Consider the following 14,564-nt stretch of genomic DNA (forward strand, 5'->3'; position numbering starts at 1 on the left):
GCCTCCTAGATGGCTACGCTCAGCGGTTGCCCTGGGGGATGAGGAGTTGCCGCAAGGCTTCTTTGAGGTGGGGATATTGGAAGGTGAACCCCAGCTGCAGCGCGGCTTGGGGGATCACCTTCTGCCCCGTTAGAACCACCTGAGCTGCTTCGCCCAGCAGCAGTTCTAAGGCTAGGGCTGGCACTGGCAGCCACGAGGGGCGGGCCAGAACTTGCCCCAACGTGCGGCAGAACTCTTCCATTGGCACTGGGTTAGGGGCAGTGGCGTTGAAGACGCCGGATCCCTGTTGCAGCAGGAAGCAGACTAGACTCACCCAGTCGTCGCGGTGGATCCAGGAGACCCACTGCTTGCCAGAGCCAATGGGGCCGCCGAGGAAGAACTGAAAGGGGGCAAGCATTTGACCCAGGGCTCCTCCATCGGGCCCTAGGACAATCCCCGTGCGCAGGATGGCCAAGCGGATCCCTAGCTCCTCAGCCGGGCGGGCAGCTGCTTCCCACGCCTGACAGACTTCTGCCAAAAAGCCCTGGCCAGGGGGATTTGCCTCCGTCAGGGGCTCTCCTTCGGGTCGGGATCCGTAGTAGCCCACCGCCGAGCTGCTGATCATCACCTGGGGCTTCTGGCCAAGGGAGGCGAGGGCTTGGACAAGGGCCTGGGTGGTCTCCACGCGGCTGCGGCGGATCTCTCTTTTCTTAGCTTCCGTCCAGCGGGAAGAAGCCAGGGGCTCTCCGGCCAAGTTGACGACTGCCTCGTACCCTTCCAGAGCTGAGGCCCAGCTTTGCGGTTGATAGGGATCGTACCCCAGCAGCTTGAGGTTGGGGGAGGCTCCCAGAACGCGGCGGGCCTGCTCAGGGCGGCGGCTCAAAACCAACACCTCATCTCCTCGCTCCAGCAGGTGGGCCACCAAGCGGCGCCCGATAAAGCCACTCCCACCCGTAACCGCTATGCGCATAGGCGGATCCCGACTCCTTGCATTCCCCCTGTCGAACCTCTAGCCTAGCGCGTCTGCGGTTTACCCCGCCTCCGCCGCGCTGAGTTGGCGCTAAAAGACAGAAAAGTCGTGGGCCAGCCCCTGACATGCTCGGAAAAATCGGCTTCAATAAGCCCTAGCTGCGCTTCCTGGTAGCAGCGGCGGCTCTTTACCTCCTTATGGCACCCAAGTCTGCTTCCCGCACTCTGGCTCGCTCCTTGCCTCTACAGGTGGAGCAAGTTGCTGGGCCTAGACTGCGCCTTTCCAGTCGCTCCCAGGGATCCTTAGCTCGGGTGCGGGGGCAGGGAACGCTAGCTGCCAACCGACGGACGATCCCTGTCCGGCCTTCTAGAACCTCGCCCCGACTGCAGAGACGGCCAGAGCCTCAAGCTTGGGAACTACTCTGTCGCATCGGAGTGAATCTCCTGTTTACGGCGGCTGCTCTCAGCGGTCTGTACCGCCTTTTGCCTGTACAACTAGCCCAGCATCACCGTCTAAAGGTTTTGGAGCAGAACCTCGAAGTCCTCTCAGCGCGAATCTCGCGACTGCGGGAGGAGTTGGATCGCGGCATGGATCCCTTGCAGCAGCAGGCCCTCATCAAGGAACGCCTCAACCGAGTGCCGCCGGATCAAATCCAGGTGCGCCTGGTGGATCCCAGCGCTCTAGTAGCCGACACGGAGAAAGAGGCGCCTCTTGCCTGGATTGGACAATCTCCCCAGTTGTCTAGAAGGCCTTAGCTAGGACTGCCGCAAAAGCAGGGCCGCCTCCTTGGCGAAGTAGGTGAGGATCATGTCAGCGCCGGCTCGCTTCATGGCCAAGAGCGATTCCATCATCACTTTCTTGCCGTCGATCCAGCCCTTTTGCTCGGCAGCCTTAATCATGGCGTATTCGCCGCTAACGTTGTAGGCGGCCACAGGCAGATTTGTTGCTTCCTTAACCCGATAGATGATGTCCAGGTAGGCCAAGGCCGGCTTTACCATCACCATGTCCGCCCCTTCCGCCTCGTCCAGCTCCACTTCTCTGAGGGCCTCGCGGGCGTTGGCGGGATCCATCTGATAAGTTTTCTTGTCCCCCCACTTGGGCGCAGATCCCAGGGCATCGCGGAAAGGGCCGTAGAAGGCAGAGGCATACTTGGCCGAGTAGGCCAGGATGGCCACGTCGGTGTAGCCTTGCTCGTCCAGGGCCTCGCGAATGGCGCCGACGCGACCGTCCATCATGTCGGAGGGGGCAACAATATCGGTTCCCGCTTCCGCTTGCGAGAGGGCCTGCTTAACCAGCACCTCCACTGTCTCGTCGTTGAGGATCACCCCGTCCCGCACGATGCCGTCGTGGCCCTCGCTGCTGTAGGGATCCAAGGCCACATCCGTTATCACCAGGATCTCGGGGATTTCCTGCTTCAGCCGCCGCACCGCCCGCTGGATCAACCCTTCTGGGTTAAAGGACTCCCGCCCCGTGGGATCCTTTTTCTCTTCCGGCACCACTGGGAAGAGAGCCACCGCTGGGATCCCCAAGTTGGCTGCTTCCTCCACCTCCTTCAGGAGCAGATCCAGAGTGTAGCGGTAGCAGCCGGGCATGGATTCCACTTCCTGCCGCTGGTTCTCTCCCTCCATAACAAACAGCGGGTAGATGAGATCCTGCACCCGCAGGTGGGTTTCCTGAACCAGTTGGCGAAGGGCCTCAGTGCGCCGCAGCCGGCGGGGACGGTAGATTAGGTCTAGGCTCATGGGAGCAAGCAGAAAGAGGGCCTCTCTATTTTGCCACGAGGGCCCAAGCGGCAGGGAAAGTGCCGATCCAGCCACTGGCAGAGAGTCTCCTGGACGGCTTCGGCTTGGCAGTCGTGTAAAAGGTCGTGGCGTGAGCAGGAGAAATCGTAGATCTCTCCCTGGGGCAGCCGGCGGGCAAACTCCACGGCGCCGGCAGGGTTGACGACGATATCGGCGGAGGTGTAGAGCACCAGAACCGGCAGCTCCAGGCGGTGGGCCTGCTCAAGGCAGCGCTGCCCGCTACGCACCAACTCCGCCGTAAACCGGGCCCGGGTAACGCCACACACGTAAGGATCTGCAGCCAAGACCGCCTGCTGCTCCGGCAGGGAGGTCACCCGCACCGGCTCGTAGGGGCCAGTCAGGGCCAACTGGGGCAAAACCTTGTCCAAAACCTGTAGAAGACCCCAGGTAAAGCGGTTGAAATAGTGGTCGATACGAAAGGCAGGGGAGATGAGGATCAGCCCCTGCACTTGGTCGGGGTGAGCGAGCGCATATTCCGTAACCCAATTGGCCCCTGCGCTGTACCCGCACCAGACTTGGAGGATCCCTGGCTGGGGCCAAACTTGCTCGACGATTGCCTCTAGATCCGCCCGGTACTGACCAAAGTGATCGATCCAACAGCGGATGCCATCTGAGCGTCCAAATCCCCGCATGTCAGGCGCCAAAACCTCCCAGCCCCGGGCCACTAGTTCTTCCGCCAAGGGGCCAAACCCGCCGCCGTGATCCCCTTTGCCATGCAACAGCAACACCCGCCCGCGCGGGGATCCCGGTGACCAGTGGCGGAGAAAAACCGCAGTGCCGTCCGAAAGCTGCAGTTCCTGGGATCGATAGATCTCTTGAGACGACGGAGGTCTTGTCTGACTTGGCAACCGCTCCTCTGGAGCCTCCCAGTGGCCTAACTGGCGACCTGGATGACCGGACAAGTCGAAGGGCATAGGCAGATGAGATACCAGCCGGCAAAGCCGCAGATCCCATTTTCCCACTCCCCCGTCGCTGAGCGACTGCAATGTTGCTTTTCGCTTTAAAATATTTCTTAACAATTTCACCTCTTGCCGGGGATCCGTGTCAGTTCGAGCTTTCTGCTTTTTTCGGGAGCAGGGGGGAAAGAGTTTTCGGGTTAAAAAGAGGCGCTGGGGAGGTATGATCCTGTGAAGAAGTTTTGCCAAGCCTCAAGTTGACGGGATCCCGTCGCTACGGCTTCTCCTTTCCCTTGAGCATTGCTCTACTGCTTGTCAGCTTTGTCTAGTTGGAAATGGGTTGTTGAAACTATGCTGTTACTGAAAATCTCAGTTTACGCAGTGGTGATCTTTTTTGTCGGGCTGTTTGTCTTTGGCTTCTTGAGCAACGATCCGGCCCGTAACCCCAACCGTCGGGATTTGGAGTGAGGGAACCTTGAGGGGGTGCCCAACGCATCCCCGCTGCGGTAGCTTTCAACCCAACACGGCGGCCTGGCTTGCCTACGGCAGCGCTGTGATGAGCAGGGTTTGGGATCCAGAGCGATTCTGCTGGTCAAAGGCGGTGATGCGGAACTGCCAAACGCCGGCAGGATCGCCAGGAGCAACCCGGAAGTCGGTGTTGAAGCTACAGAAAGTAGCACCTGGGCTACAGCCAACCTGCTGCGGGCTAAAGGCTTCTCTTTGCACGCGCGCGCCAAGCGGGTTAAAGGTTTCCAGTTCCACAAACTGGGTTGAGCGGGCACCGCCGGGCACACTGACTTGTACCGTAAAGGCGGGGGTGGAAGTGCCCACCCGCACAGAGGTAGGCGGATTGATGAAAGAAACGGTTGGGCTCTGGGGTGGGATGAGGATCGATCCCCCAGGGCTACTACCACTGCTGCAGGCGGTCAACGCCGTAGCCAAAAGGCCCGTGGCCGCAAGAGTCAGAGCAGCGCGCTGCATCTTTTCGTCTCCCTACAAAGCCTTTGCAGAAACCTGATGAAACCCCTTGCCCCCTCCCTGCAGCCAGCTTGCCTTTGGACTACCCTTTTCCCGTCCCAGCCATAGAGAGTCTTTGCGCTAAAGCAGCAGCAGGCGCCGCAGGATTAGGGCTATCACAGCAGCGAAGCTAACCACGATGAGCTGTCCTGGCAGGGTATAGCCGGAGTAGAGCCGAAGCAACTTCAGCAACTCTCCATTCCAGGGCTGGGTAGCCAAGAGATAGATGATCCCGGTCAGGTGAACCAGGGCCAGGGCCACCAAACTGGCGGCGGCCAAATCCTGTAGACGCACCGGCGCAGAGATGCTGGGCAGCAGGTAGGGGTTGCGGCGAGGGAGAAGGGAAGTAGGCAGCAGGTGGGGATCCCTTTGTCGAAAGGCCATCGTCCCGCAGGCCCAGGCCGCAGGCAAAAACCCGAGCAAATAGCCAAAGGCGGGCTGGTACAGGTACTGCCACCCCCCTCCCTGGGCAAACACCTGCAGCCCTGCCAATCCCAAGCCTAGATAGACAAGCTGGGCGCACACTGCCGCCACCGGTCCCGCCAGACAGGCCGTTAGCAGCATGCCGCCGATTTGCAGGGAAAAGCTATATCCTCCCACCCCTGGCCACTGAGGCGGCAAGCTCACCTGGGTTAGGGTGCCCAAAATGGTCAAGATCACTCCAATTGCGGTCCAGAGCCATTCCAGAGGGGTTAACAGTCGGCCAGCACGCATAGCCGAGGGAAAATCTTTCCCTATGCTAGGAGAGAACACCGACGAGGTAGGCAAGAGAGTGGTTAAGCCAGAGTGGATTGCCTTGGCCCAGGCTCTAGCCGACGCAGCCGGAGCGGTGATCCGGCCTCTGTTTCGCGGGGAGCTGCAGGCCGAGTACAAAGAGGCTAGATCCCCTATCGTAACGATAGCCGACCGGGAAGCAGAACGGGCAATGCGGGCGTTGCTGGCCGCCCACGTGCCGGAGCACAACGTCCTTGGCGAGGAGTTTGGCTTCCACCAGACCGGATCCCCCTATACCTGGGTTTTGGATCCCTTGGATGGCACCATCGCCTTTTCCACCGGCAAGCCCACCTTCGCCACCTTGATCGCCCTTTTGGAAGAGGATCGCCCCATCTTGGGCATTATCGATCAGCCGGTGTTGCGCGAGCGCTGGGTGGGGGTGCAGGGACAACCAACCCGCTGGATAACCCCTTCCACCCAACAGCTCAGCCGCAGCAAAGCCACCACCGACCTCAGCCGCGCCTCTTTGAGCTGTACCACTCCTGATTTGTTTGCTCAGCCAGACCAGCAGCAGCGCTTTCAGCAGCTCAGCCGTTTGGTTCACATCACCTCCTACGGCGGCGACGGCTACCAGTACGGCCTCTTGGCCAGCGGCTACATCGATCTGGTGATGGAGTGCGGCCTCGCCCTCTACGACTTTGCTGCTCTCGTGCCCGTGATCGAGGGATCCGGCGGCGTGATTACCGATTGGTCGGGGGATCCCTTAACCCGCACTTCTAGAGGAGAAGTGTTGGCGGCAGCCAACCCGACGCTCCATCGACAGGCCTTGGCTGCTATTCAAGAGAGAGGCAAACCTCACCCCTCCCTTAGCTAAGCCCTCAGTCAGGCCTCCCCAACCTAGGGGCTGGGTTGCAGCCTGGATCTCTAAGAGATCTTGAGTACAAGCGGGCGAACGGAATCGAACCGTCAACAGCAGTTTGGAAGACTGCGGTTTTACCATTAAACTACGCCCGCACAGGTGTTTGCTTCCGCCCAGTAATAATAGCACCTGGCGAGGGTACCCCCTCAAGAGGCTTCCCTTCAAAGACAAGAGGTGTCTCATCGACGCTGGAGCTGCTTTTGGCGTTTTTTCTGCCACTGCCGAAACTCTTTTTCGTAGCGTTCCCCTTCCGTCTGGCAGGTGCTCCAGCCCTTGAGGGCAACAGCCAGGCCCCAGCCCATCAGTATAAACAGCGACCAAGACAGCCCTCCGCCGGAGAGCCAATCCAAGCTTACTAGGAAGCTGTTGACAATGGCATACCGCCCCAGCAATTGGTAGAACTGCCGCCGGCGGTAGCGTTGAAACTCACGCTGTTGGTTGGTTAGTTGCTGCCAGGCTCTCCATTCCCGCTCGGCCTCCTCCAGCTCTTGGGGGGAGATCCCCAGTTCGGCAGCCATCTCCTCCAGTTGCGAGCGGGTAAACTCACCAAGGCGCGGCTGGCGAGCGATGGCCCGCTGTAGGATCTGCTGCACGTCCTCTTGGCTGTAGCGGGATCTGGACATTTGACGAGGGGAAACCTGACGATCCTTAGTTTAGGGCAGCCAGACTTGGCAGCTCCCCGATCCCAGCCAAGGGTAGCTAGGGAGAGGATCCCCCTAGACTTAGGCAGCGCTCCCGAATGGCCTGCAGGTTGAGGGCGAGATCGCGGCGGATGCGCCGTTCTACTAGGCCAACCGGCATGCGGCGCGGCGGTTGCACCTGCAGGTGGTAGGTGAGCAGGGTCTGCTGCTCTAGCCAGTCGGCTAGCTCCCAAAACCCCTCGAAGATGAGGAAATCCCCTTCTACTTCTTGAAAGCGCAGTTGGTGGGGAAACACTTCCTCGATAGCCAGCACCACCGCTGCAGAAAACCGGGCAAACAGAACTTGCTGGGATCCCACTTGACGCACCAGTTTGCGGCCATTCTGGCTGCCAAGGAGGCGACTTTCCACCAAGTTAGGAATAAACTCCGCCAGATGGTCGTAGTCGGTTAAAACCTGCCAGACCTGCCGGCGCTCTACTGGGATCAAGATGCGGCCTTGCACTTGGCGGCGGCGCTCCCCCAAGTCTTCTACCTCTACCTGGATGTCTGAGAACTCCCTCCCGCTAAGGAGAGCAAGAGCTTCTAGGTGACCTTGTGGATCCTGGTCAAAAGGCATGGCAAGGAAAGGGTTGAAAGCCAAGGCAGAAGCTGCCAGCCCCTCAACAGGCTGAGCTCCCCTGGAGCCTTGTATAAGGGATAACGATCCTAGGAGAGAAGAGCCCGGAACCAACTCAGGATTACCTGCCAAACTTGGTCGAGGAGGGCAAAGGGATCTCGCAGCTCCTGGAGCACCTGCTGCGGGCCGATTCTAAAGACCACGTACAAAACGGCTAGGAGGACCGCGATCCCCACCGCTGTCCAGATGACCTCTCGAACTACCCGCACCCAGAAGACCAGCATAAAAATGGCGATGGCTACAGCGGCAACCAGCGGCAGTGTCTCCAGTACCATCGTGCTTTCCCCCCTAGCTCAGTTTTGGCCTCTGAGGATCAGCCGAGCCGTCCTTGTTTTCCCAATCAAGAGTACAATCGAGCCATGCAGCGCCTGCAAGCAGCCTGAGTGAGCTGGGGAGAAGAACGAGTTGGGAGCGTTGCTCCAGTTGCTGGCTAGTTGGAGATGAGTGTGTTGGCTTCAGCAGGATCCCCTCCCGACTTCGCAAGTGTGCCGCACCGCTCACGGCAGCGGATTCACCCCACTGCGGTGATCCACCCCAAGGCTGAGTTGCACGAGACGGTGCAGGTGGGCCCCTATGCCGTTATTGGCGAACATGTGCGCATTGGTGCCAACACCGTGGTGGGGGCCCATGTGGTGATCGAGGGCTGGACGGAGATTGGTGAGGACAACCAGATTTTTCCAGGAGCGGTGCTGGGCGCAGAGCCACAAGACCTAAAGTACAACGGCGCACCCTCGCAGCTGGTCATTGGCAGGGGCAATCTCATTCGGGAGTTTGTCACCATTAACCGAGCCACCAACGAGGGGGAGGCGACGATAATTGGCGACTACAACCTATTGATGGCCTATGTCCATGTCGCCCACAACTGCGTCATCGAAAACCAAGTGGTGATCACCAACGCGGTTTCCCTGGCTGGCCACATTCACATCGAGTCCCAGGCGCGCATCGGCGGCATGGTCGGGATCCACCAGTTTACCCGGGTAGGGCGCCTGGCTATGGTGGGGGCGATGAGTCGGGTGGATCGCGATGTTCCACCCTACCTGCTGGTGGAGGGGCATCCAGCCCGCATTCGTGGCCTCAACTTGGTGGGGCTGCGGCGGGCCAAGGGGATGGAGGGATCCCTGCCGGCCTTGCGCCAGGCCTACCGGCTGCTCTACCGCTCTGGATTGCCCTTGGAAAAGGCGCTGCAAACGCTGCGGGAGAGCCTGCGAACCGAGAACGGGCAGAGCATCCTCTCCCTAGAGGGGAAAGAGCTGGTGGACGAGACGGGATCCCTGCTACACCTGCTGCAATTTTTGGAAGATTCCCTTTCCCAGCCGCAACGGCGTGGTCCTCTGCCTGCCTTGCGCCGCAGCAAAGAGGATGCTGAGGACGGGGACGACCTGTGAGCCATCTGTTTGTCTGCACCGGCGAAGTCTCCGGGGATCTGCAGGCTGGCCATCTCATCCGCGAGCTGCTGCGCCAGCGTCCGCACCTGCGCATCACGGCAGTTGGGGGAGAGGAGATGGTTGCTGCTGGAGCCCGGCTGCTGCACCGCACAACTGAAATTGGCTCCATCGGTATTCTGGAGGCCCTTCCCTTCGTCCTCCCTGCGCTGTGGGCGGAGTGGAAGATCCGCCGCTTTCTGGCGCAAGACCCACCTGATCTAGCCATCCTGGTAGACTACATCGGCGTCAACAGCCGCGTGGCTTCCCTGTTGCAGCGGCGGCGTATCCCTGCTGTCTACTACATTGCCCCCCAGGAATGGGTGTGGTCGCCCAGCAGCCGCCTCACCTACCGCCTAGCCCAGCAAATGCGGCTGATGGTGGCCATTTTCCCCGAGGAGGCCCGCTACTACGCCGCAGCAGGCGCCCAGGTTTGCTATGTCGGCCACCCCCTGCTGGATATTTTGGCTACGGTACCGGGTCGTGCGCAGGCCAGGGCGGAGTTGGGGATCCCGGAGGAGGCAACGGTGGTGGCGCTGCTGCCCGCCTCCCGCCGTCAGGAGTTGCGCTCAGTTTTGCCTGTCCTGCTTCAGGCAGCGCGGCTGCTGCGGGCTCGTCTGCCCCAGGTGCAGTTTTGGGCGCCGCTGGCCTCGCCCCATTTTGCTGCCCCAATTGCCCGAGCCGCCCGCCGCTATGGGCTGGACGATCTCACCCTTTTCCTGCCTCGCCCTTCCCCTCCAAAGGCCCATCACCTGCTTTTGGCGGCTGCTGACCTGGTGTTGGCCAAGTCGGGCACCGTCAACCTGGAGGCAGCCATCTTGGGGATCCCGCAAGTGGTGGTCTACCGCCTCAACCCGCTCACCTTTTGGCTAGCCCGCCATTGGCTAAAGGTGTCGGTGCCCTTTATGGCTCCCCCCAATTTGGTGCTTATGCGTCCCATTGTGCCGGAGCTGCTCCAGGAGGAGGCCCAGCCGGAACGGATTGCCCAACTGGCGCTGGAGCTACTGACCCGGCCCGAGCGCCGCGCCCAACTGCAGGCTGACTACGCCGCCATGCGGGCAGCTCTAGGGGAGCCGGGAGTTTTGGCCCGTGCGGCCAAGGCTATTTTGGAGGTGCTCGACAGCGAGACCAGCTTCAAGGAAGCTCAGGCTCCGAGCGCCTGAGGCTAGCCTGCTGAGAGAATGGCGTCCAACAAAGGATCGGCCCCAAAGCGCACCACATCGGTACAGGGCCGGCCCGTCTCTGTTTCCACCTGGCGGATCTGGGCCAGGGCCGCTTCCTCTTCCCAGCCAAAGGTATTGAGGGCTACCCCCACCACCGGTGCAGGGGCAAAGGCGCCAGCAGCCGCAGCCACTTGTTCGTACAGCTCGATCACCTTAGGCAAGGGAGGAATGGGCACATCGTTCATCCCTTTGATGTGGGTCTGCCCAGCTCGATGCACCAAGATGAGATGGGTGGGCTGGGATCCCCTTAGCAGAGGCAGGGTGGCGGTGGAAGCGGGGTTGAGCAGGGATCCCTGACCTTCAATGTGCAGAATGTCGTGGTCGAAGCCATAGCGCAGCACCAGTTGCTCCACAGCGCCGCTGGCGTAGTCCACCCGCACTGCATCCAGAGGCACTCCGTCGCCGCTGATGAGGATCCCCGTCTGGCCGGTGGCCAAGAAACGAGAACGCAGGCCGCGTTTTAGGCTGGCCCGGTGCAGTTCCAGGCTGGTGGACATTTTGCCGACGGCCATGTCGGTGCCCACCGTCAGTACCCGCCGGCAGGGGAGAGAGCGAGCTAGGCCCCTCCCTACTCCTAGACCAGGGGGTTCGCGGCGAATGTCCCAGATCCAGGCTCCCGGCTGCAGCCACTGCCGCAACTGGGCATCTTCCGCTAGGGAGGTGTGCAGCCCGTTTGCTAAAGACAAGCCGGCTTGCAGGGCTTGGCACAGCTCCTCCCGCCACTCCGGGGGCAACTGGCCGCCGGAAGGAGCAATCCCAATCACCAACACCTCGGGGCCGTAAACCAGCGCCTCTTGCACCGAGGCTACGATGGGAATGTCTTTGGCAATGCCCGTGAGTTGGGCCAGGGATCTCCCCGCCTGCTCCCGGTCAATAACCGCCACCACCGGGAAGGGCCCATACCGAAGCAACCCCAGCCCTGTTTTGCCGTGCTCCCCCAACAGGCCGCCGTGGAGCAGGATGGCCACCCGAGTTTGACTGGAGAGCATGGTCCTACTCCCGCAACTCCACCCCTAGGCCGGGTCGGTCGGTGGGGATGAGACAGCCCTCCTGCACCAGAGCCCCGGAGAAGGGATCGTCGACGAGATTGAGGTGGCTGTCTAAGTCCACGTAGTCCGCTAGCGGCGCCAAGTGGGCCGCTGCCGTGTTGCCCAAAGCGGTGTTGCTGTAGCAGCCCAGCATCACCTGTAGCCCATGGGCTCTGGCTATGTGGATCATGCGCCAGGCTTCGCTAAGGCCGCCACACTTCATTAGCTTAATGTTGATGCCATGAACCCGATCCGCTAGGGCAGGAATGTCGCGGCTGTCAAAACAACTCTCATCCACAAAGATGGGCAGCTTCGACTCGTGCCACAGGGTGATTAGCTTCGCCTCCTGGCCCCTCTCCAGGGGCTGCTCCAAGTAGCTCACCCCCTGCCCCGCCAGCCAATTGCTCATGCTCAGGCTTTGCTCCAGTGTCCAAGCCCCATTGGCATCCACCGTAATCAGGGATCCCAGCGGGATCACCTCCTGCACGGCAATGAGCTGGTTTTGATCGGCCATTAGGCCCAGTTCGCTGCCCAGCTTGATCTTAAAGGCCCGCGCCTGTTGGATCTGTTCCATCCAAGCCAGAGCCCGCTGGCGCGCCTCCTGAGGGGTGGAGAGGCCGATGGTTAGGGTCGTGGGCGGAATGCGGGAGCGATCTAGGCCCCACAGCTGCCAGAGGGGCCTCCCCAATCGCTTGCCCATCCAGTCGTGCAGGGCTATGTCCACTGCCGCCCGCACTGCCGAGGGGATCCCGGCCTGCAGCAGTTCCGCCTCGACGGCCTGCCGCTCCCAGGGGGAATAGCGGCGTAGGATCCCTTTAGCCACCTCCAAACCCGCCAAGATGTCCTCCAAAGTCTGGTGGCAGTCCTCGCTCACCGAGAAGGGGCAAGCCTCTCCCCAGCCCTCGATCCCCTCCTCTTCAACGCGCACCCAGGCCAAGGTGGCCTCCGTATGGGTGCCGCGGCTAAGGGTGAGGGCATAGCGCTTGTGAACAGTGAAGGGCTCAACGTAAAGCCGCATGAGCAGTCTAAAGGTGGGTCGACTTTCTCCCTTCTAGATTTCCATCAGGTTGCAGAGTCGGGCCAGTGAGGTCTCCTGCCCCTACCGTTGACCTGGGGGGTCAACTACAGTCAATATGGACACATCGTGCGTGCCCCAGCTACTGCTTATGAGCGATCTTCCTCCCCCCTTGACCTCCCGTCGCAGCAGCGGGAGCAAAGCCTTAGCGATTGCCAATGCCAGCATCACCCCCTTTGGACGCAAGCTAAAAGAGCTGGGCTTTGCCGACGATAAGCAAATCCAAGACATTCAAAATGCCCTCAAAGCGGATCGAGAGGGCGGCAGCAAAGTTTTGGCCCTGGCGGTCAAGAACATTGTAGGCAAGGAGCTCACACCTGACCTGGAGCGGGCCTACAAGCGACAGCAGCTTTTTGAGCTCAAAGTTATCTACGGGATCCCCTCTCTCGACACCGACCTGGAGCCGGTGGATCTCGCGGAGATGAGCGAGCTCATTGAGTCGCTCTTGCCCCTTGATATCTGCAACCGCTATAAGTTCTTGCCCATTCGCCGCCAAGACAGCCAGGTCGTGGTGGCAATGGTCAAGCCGGACAACCTGCAGGCGCTAGACGACATTCAGCGGCGCTTCCGCATCCAAGGGCTAAAGCTGCAGCGGCGGGTCTTCACCCAGCAGGACTTCGAGACCCTGATCAACCGCTACATGGATGCACAGGCGGAACTGCTGGCTGTCAAGGGGATCAACGACACAGATGTCGCCAGCCAAGTTGCCCCCCAAGAGGAAGAAGAGGTGGTGGTCAACACTGCCGAGATTGATCTAGACAGCATCGAGGATGTCGCTGTTGATGAGGCCGGCGAGACCTCTCTGGAGCAGCAACTCAAATCGGCAGACGATGCCCCGATCATCAAATTGGCCAACCAAATCCTGATCAAGGCCCTGCAGGAACGGGCATCTGACATCCACATCGAGCCGCAAGAAGAAAACCTGCGCATTCGCTTCCGCAAGGACGGGGTGCTGCGGCAGGCTTTTGAGAACTTCCCCAAAAAGATCATTCCTGCTCTTACCGCTCGATTCAAGATCATGGCCAACCTGAACATTGCCGAGCGGCGCTTGCCTCAGGACGGGCGCATTCGGCGGATGTTCAAGGGACGCAAGGTGGACTTTCGCGTTAGCACCCTGCCCTCCCGCTACGGGGAAAAGATTGTCCTGCGCATCCTGGATAACTCCGCCACGCAACTGGGCTTGGATAAGCTGATCACCGACCCAGAGACCCTTGCCAGCTTCAAGGAGGTTGTGAGGAGACCCTTTGGTCTAATCCTGGTAACCGGGCCCACTGGATCCGGGAAAACCACCACCCTCTACTCAGCCCTGGCGGAGCTAAATGATCCAGGCATCAACATCAGCACCGCCGAGGATCCCATCGAGTACTCTCTGCCGGGGATCACCCAGGTGCAGGTTCTCCGGGAGAAGGGCATGGACTTTGCCATGATCCTGCGCGCTTTTCTGCGGCAAGACCCGGATGTCATCCTGGTGGGGGAAACCCGCGACCACGAGACAGCCAAAACCGCCATCGAAGCCTCCCTCACCGGTCACCTGGTGTTGACTACCCTGCACACCAACGATGCCCCCAGTGCCATCGCCCGCCTGACGGAGATGGGGATCGAGCCGTTTATGATCTCCAGTTCCCTACTGGGGGTGCTGGCCCAGCGCCTGCTGCGGCGGGTATGTCCTGAGTGTCGGATCCCGTACCACCCTACCCCTGAGGAGCTGGCCCGCTATGGCCTTAGCCTCAGCGGCGACAACGAACAGCTGACCTTCTACAAAGCCAACCAGCTCTCCCCCAAAGAGATAGAACAGCGCAAGGCCACCGGCAAACCCATCTGTGAGAACTGCGGGGGCGTGGGCTACAAAGGCCGGGTGGGGGTGTACGAGTTCATGCGCATGAACGACCGCTTGGCCGACTTGATCAACAAGGGGGCTCCCACCGAGGTGCTCAGGGAGGCGGCAGTTGAAAGCGGCATGAAGACCCTATTGGCCTACAGTCTGATGCTGGTGAAGCAGGGGCTAACCACGCTGGAGGAGGTGGATCGAGTCATCCTCACCGACAAAGGCTTGGAGACCGAGCTGAAGGCTCGTGCCAAGGCCCTTAGCACCTGCCGCAACTGCGGTGCTGCCCTGCGAGTGGAGTGGATGGATTGTCCGTACTGCTTGACGCCGAAGTTTTAGTTTGACTCTTGTCAGCTTCACCGGAGCAACTCACGCCAT

16 protein-coding genes and 1 tRNA gene are annotated in these 14,564 nt (G+C 60.6%); 6 read left to right on the forward strand and 11 right to left on the reverse strand.

What is annotated here, in order from left to right:
• Window positions 1-19: 19 nt before the first annotated feature.
• Entirely contained in the window at window positions 20-949 is a 930-nt protein-coding gene (locus tag NW807_RS09610; RefSeq protein ID WP_414425964.1) for a TIGR01777 family oxidoreductase, read from the reverse strand.
• Window positions 950-1,146: 197 nt separating this feature from the next.
• On the opposite strand from NW807_RS09610, the gene NW807_RS09615 reads away from it, so the two are divergent.
• Window positions 1,147-1,704 carry a hypothetical protein gene (locus tag NW807_RS09615; protein ID WP_414425965.1) on the forward strand — a complete coding sequence of 186 codons (558 nt, stop codon included), beginning with the start codon at window positions 1,147-1,149 and terminating at the stop codon, window positions 1,702-1,704.
• On the opposite strand, the gene hemB is transcribed toward NW807_RS09615, so the two are convergent.
• Together hemB and NW807_RS09625 are read right to left on the reverse strand one after the other, a co-directional pair.
• On the reverse strand, window positions 1,705-2,691 hold the full coding sequence (hemB, locus tag NW807_RS09620) for a porphobilinogen synthase (RefSeq protein WP_414405813.1): 987 nt from the start codon (window positions 2,689-2,691) through the stop codon (window positions 1,705-1,707).
• Window positions 2,688-3,599, reverse strand: a complete 912-nt coding sequence (locus tag NW807_RS09625; protein WP_414425966.1) for a lysophospholipase — start codon at window positions 3,597-3,599, stop codon at window positions 2,688-2,690. Before NW807_RS09625 ends, hemB begins: the two co-directional genes overlap by 4 nt.
• 399 nt (window positions 3,600-3,998) lie before the next feature.
• Between NW807_RS09625 and NW807_RS09630 the strand changes: the two genes are divergently transcribed.
• Window positions 3,999-4,115 (forward strand): photosystem II reaction center protein I, encoded by a 117-nt coding sequence (locus tag NW807_RS09630; RefSeq protein ID WP_414362630.1) that lies wholly within the window; start codon window positions 3,999-4,001, stop codon window positions 4,113-4,115.
• Between the two features lie 72 nt (window positions 4,116-4,187).
• On the opposite strand, the gene NW807_RS09635 is transcribed toward NW807_RS09630, so the two are convergent.
• On the reverse strand, window positions 4,188-4,628 hold the full coding sequence (locus NW807_RS09635) for a hypothetical protein (RefSeq protein WP_414425967.1): 441 nt from the start codon (window positions 4,626-4,628) through the stop codon (window positions 4,188-4,190).
• 117 nt (window positions 4,629-4,745) lie between these two features.
• A complete protein-coding gene (locus NW807_RS09640; protein WP_414425968.1) occupies window positions 4,746-5,324 on the reverse strand; it encodes a biotin transporter BioY in 579 nt (192 codons plus the stop codon).
• Between the two features lie 76 nt (window positions 5,325-5,400).
• On the opposite strand from NW807_RS09640, the gene hisN reads away from it, so the two are divergent.
• Window positions 5,401-6,252 carry a histidinol-phosphatase gene (gene hisN / locus NW807_RS09645; protein WP_414410704.1) on the forward strand — a complete coding sequence of 284 codons (852 nt, stop codon included), beginning with the start codon at window positions 5,401-5,403 and terminating at the stop codon, window positions 6,250-6,252.
• Between the two features lie 69 nt (window positions 6,253-6,321).
• Here the strand turns inward: hisN and NW807_RS09650 are convergent.
• From NW807_RS09650 to NW807_RS09665, 4 genes are all read right to left on the reverse strand, one after another.
• Window positions 6,322-6,392 (reverse strand) — tRNA-Gly (locus tag NW807_RS09650).
• 84 nt (window positions 6,393-6,476) lie between these two features.
• Entirely contained in the window at window positions 6,477-6,920 is a 444-nt protein-coding gene (locus tag NW807_RS09655) for a 2TM domain-containing protein (RefSeq protein WP_414425969.1), read from the reverse strand.
• 76 nt (window positions 6,921-6,996) lie between these two features.
• A complete protein-coding gene (locus NW807_RS09660; RefSeq protein ID WP_414406212.1) occupies window positions 6,997-7,578 on the reverse strand; it encodes an SRPBCC family protein in 582 nt (193 codons plus the stop codon).
• 65 nt (window positions 7,579-7,643) lie between these two features.
• Complete coding sequence (locus NW807_RS09665; protein WP_414425970.1) at window positions 7,644-7,889, reverse strand: hypothetical protein; 246 nt, start codon at window positions 7,887-7,889, stop codon at window positions 7,644-7,646.
• A gap of 165 nt (window positions 7,890-8,054) precedes the next feature.
• On the opposite strand from NW807_RS09665, the gene lpxA reads away from it, so the two are divergent.
• Window positions 8,055-8,999, forward strand: a complete 945-nt coding sequence (gene lpxA, locus NW807_RS09670) for an acyl-ACP--UDP-N-acetylglucosamine O-acyltransferase (protein WP_414411867.1) — start codon at window positions 8,055-8,057, stop codon at window positions 8,997-8,999.
• Window positions 8,996-10,198 (forward strand): lipid-A-disaccharide synthase, encoded by a 1,203-nt coding sequence (gene lpxB, locus NW807_RS09675; protein ID WP_414425971.1) that lies wholly within the window; start codon window positions 8,996-8,998, stop codon window positions 10,196-10,198. The genes lpxA and lpxB overlap by 4 nt, the downstream gene beginning before the upstream one ends.
• A gap of 2 nt (window positions 10,199-10,200) precedes the next feature.
• Here lpxB and NW807_RS09680 read toward each other — a convergent pair whose 3' ends face one another.
• Both NW807_RS09680 and NW807_RS09685 read right to left on the reverse strand, forming a co-directional pair.
• Window positions 10,201-11,247 (reverse strand): DUF1611 domain-containing protein, encoded by a 1,047-nt coding sequence (locus NW807_RS09680; RefSeq protein WP_414425972.1) that lies wholly within the window; start codon window positions 11,245-11,247, stop codon window positions 10,201-10,203.
• A gap of 4 nt (window positions 11,248-11,251) precedes the next feature.
• Entirely contained in the window at window positions 11,252-12,304 is a 1,053-nt protein-coding gene (locus tag NW807_RS09685; RefSeq protein WP_414425973.1) for a dipeptide epimerase, read from the reverse strand.
• 148 nt (window positions 12,305-12,452) lie between these two features.
• Between NW807_RS09685 and NW807_RS09690 the strand changes: the two genes are divergently transcribed.
• The gene (locus NW807_RS09690) at window positions 12,453-14,525 is read left to right on the forward strand and encodes a GspE/PulE family protein (protein WP_414425974.1); all 2,073 of its coding nucleotides are present in this window, start codon (window positions 12,453-12,455) and stop codon (window positions 14,523-14,525) included.
• Window positions 14,526-14,564 lie beyond the last annotated feature (39 nt).

The organism is Synechococcus sp. R70.1, from assembly GCF_047461675.1.
Classification (GTDB): domain Bacteria; phylum Cyanobacteriota; class Cyanobacteriia; order Thermostichales; family Thermostichaceae; genus Thermostichus.

What these genes read in the sequence shown, in the direction of transcription:
- NW807_RS09610 (WP_414425964.1), bottom strand. Translation starts at nt 949, where the DNA reads ATGCGCATAGCGGTTACGGGTGGGAGTGGCTTTATCGGGCGCCGCTTG.
- NW807_RS09615 (WP_414425965.1), top strand. Translation starts at nt 1,147, where the DNA reads ATGGCACCCAAGTCTGCTTCCCGCACTCTGGCTCGCTCCTTGCCTCTA.
- hemB (WP_414405813.1), bottom strand. Translation starts at nt 2,691, where the DNA reads ATGAGCCTAGACCTAATCTACCGTCCCCGCCGGCTGCGGCGCACTGAG.
- NW807_RS09630 (WP_414362630.1), top strand. Translation starts at nt 3,999, where the DNA reads ATGCTGTTACTGAAAATCTCAGTTTACGCAGTGGTGATCTTTTTTGTC.
- NW807_RS09635 (WP_414425967.1), bottom strand. Translation starts at nt 4,628, where the DNA reads ATGCAGCGCGCTGCTCTGACTCTTGCGGCCACGGGCCTTTTGGCTACG.
- hisN (WP_414410704.1), top strand. Translation starts at nt 5,401, where the DNA reads ATGCTAGGAGAGAACACCGACGAGGTAGGCAAGAGAGTGGTTAAGCCA.
- NW807_RS09655 (WP_414425969.1), bottom strand. Translation starts at nt 6,920, where the DNA reads ATGTCCAGATCCCGCTACAGCCAAGAGGACGTGCAGCAGATCCTACAG.
- NW807_RS09665 (WP_414425970.1), bottom strand. Translation starts at nt 7,889, where the DNA reads ATGGTACTGGAGACACTGCCGCTGGTTGCCGCTGTAGCCATCGCCATT.
- lpxA (WP_414411867.1), top strand. Translation starts at nt 8,055, where the DNA reads ATGAGTGTGTTGGCTTCAGCAGGATCCCCTCCCGACTTCGCAAGTGTG.
- NW807_RS09680 (WP_414425972.1), bottom strand. Translation starts at nt 11,247, where the DNA reads ATGCTCTCCAGTCAAACTCGGGTGGCCATCCTGCTCCACGGCGGCCTG.
- NW807_RS09685 (WP_414425973.1), bottom strand. Translation starts at nt 12,304, where the DNA reads ATGCGGCTTTACGTTGAGCCCTTCACTGTTCACAAGCGCTATGCCCTC.
- NW807_RS09690 (WP_414425974.1), top strand. Translation starts at nt 12,453, where the DNA reads ATGAGCGATCTTCCTCCCCCCTTGACCTCCCGTCGCAGCAGCGGGAGC.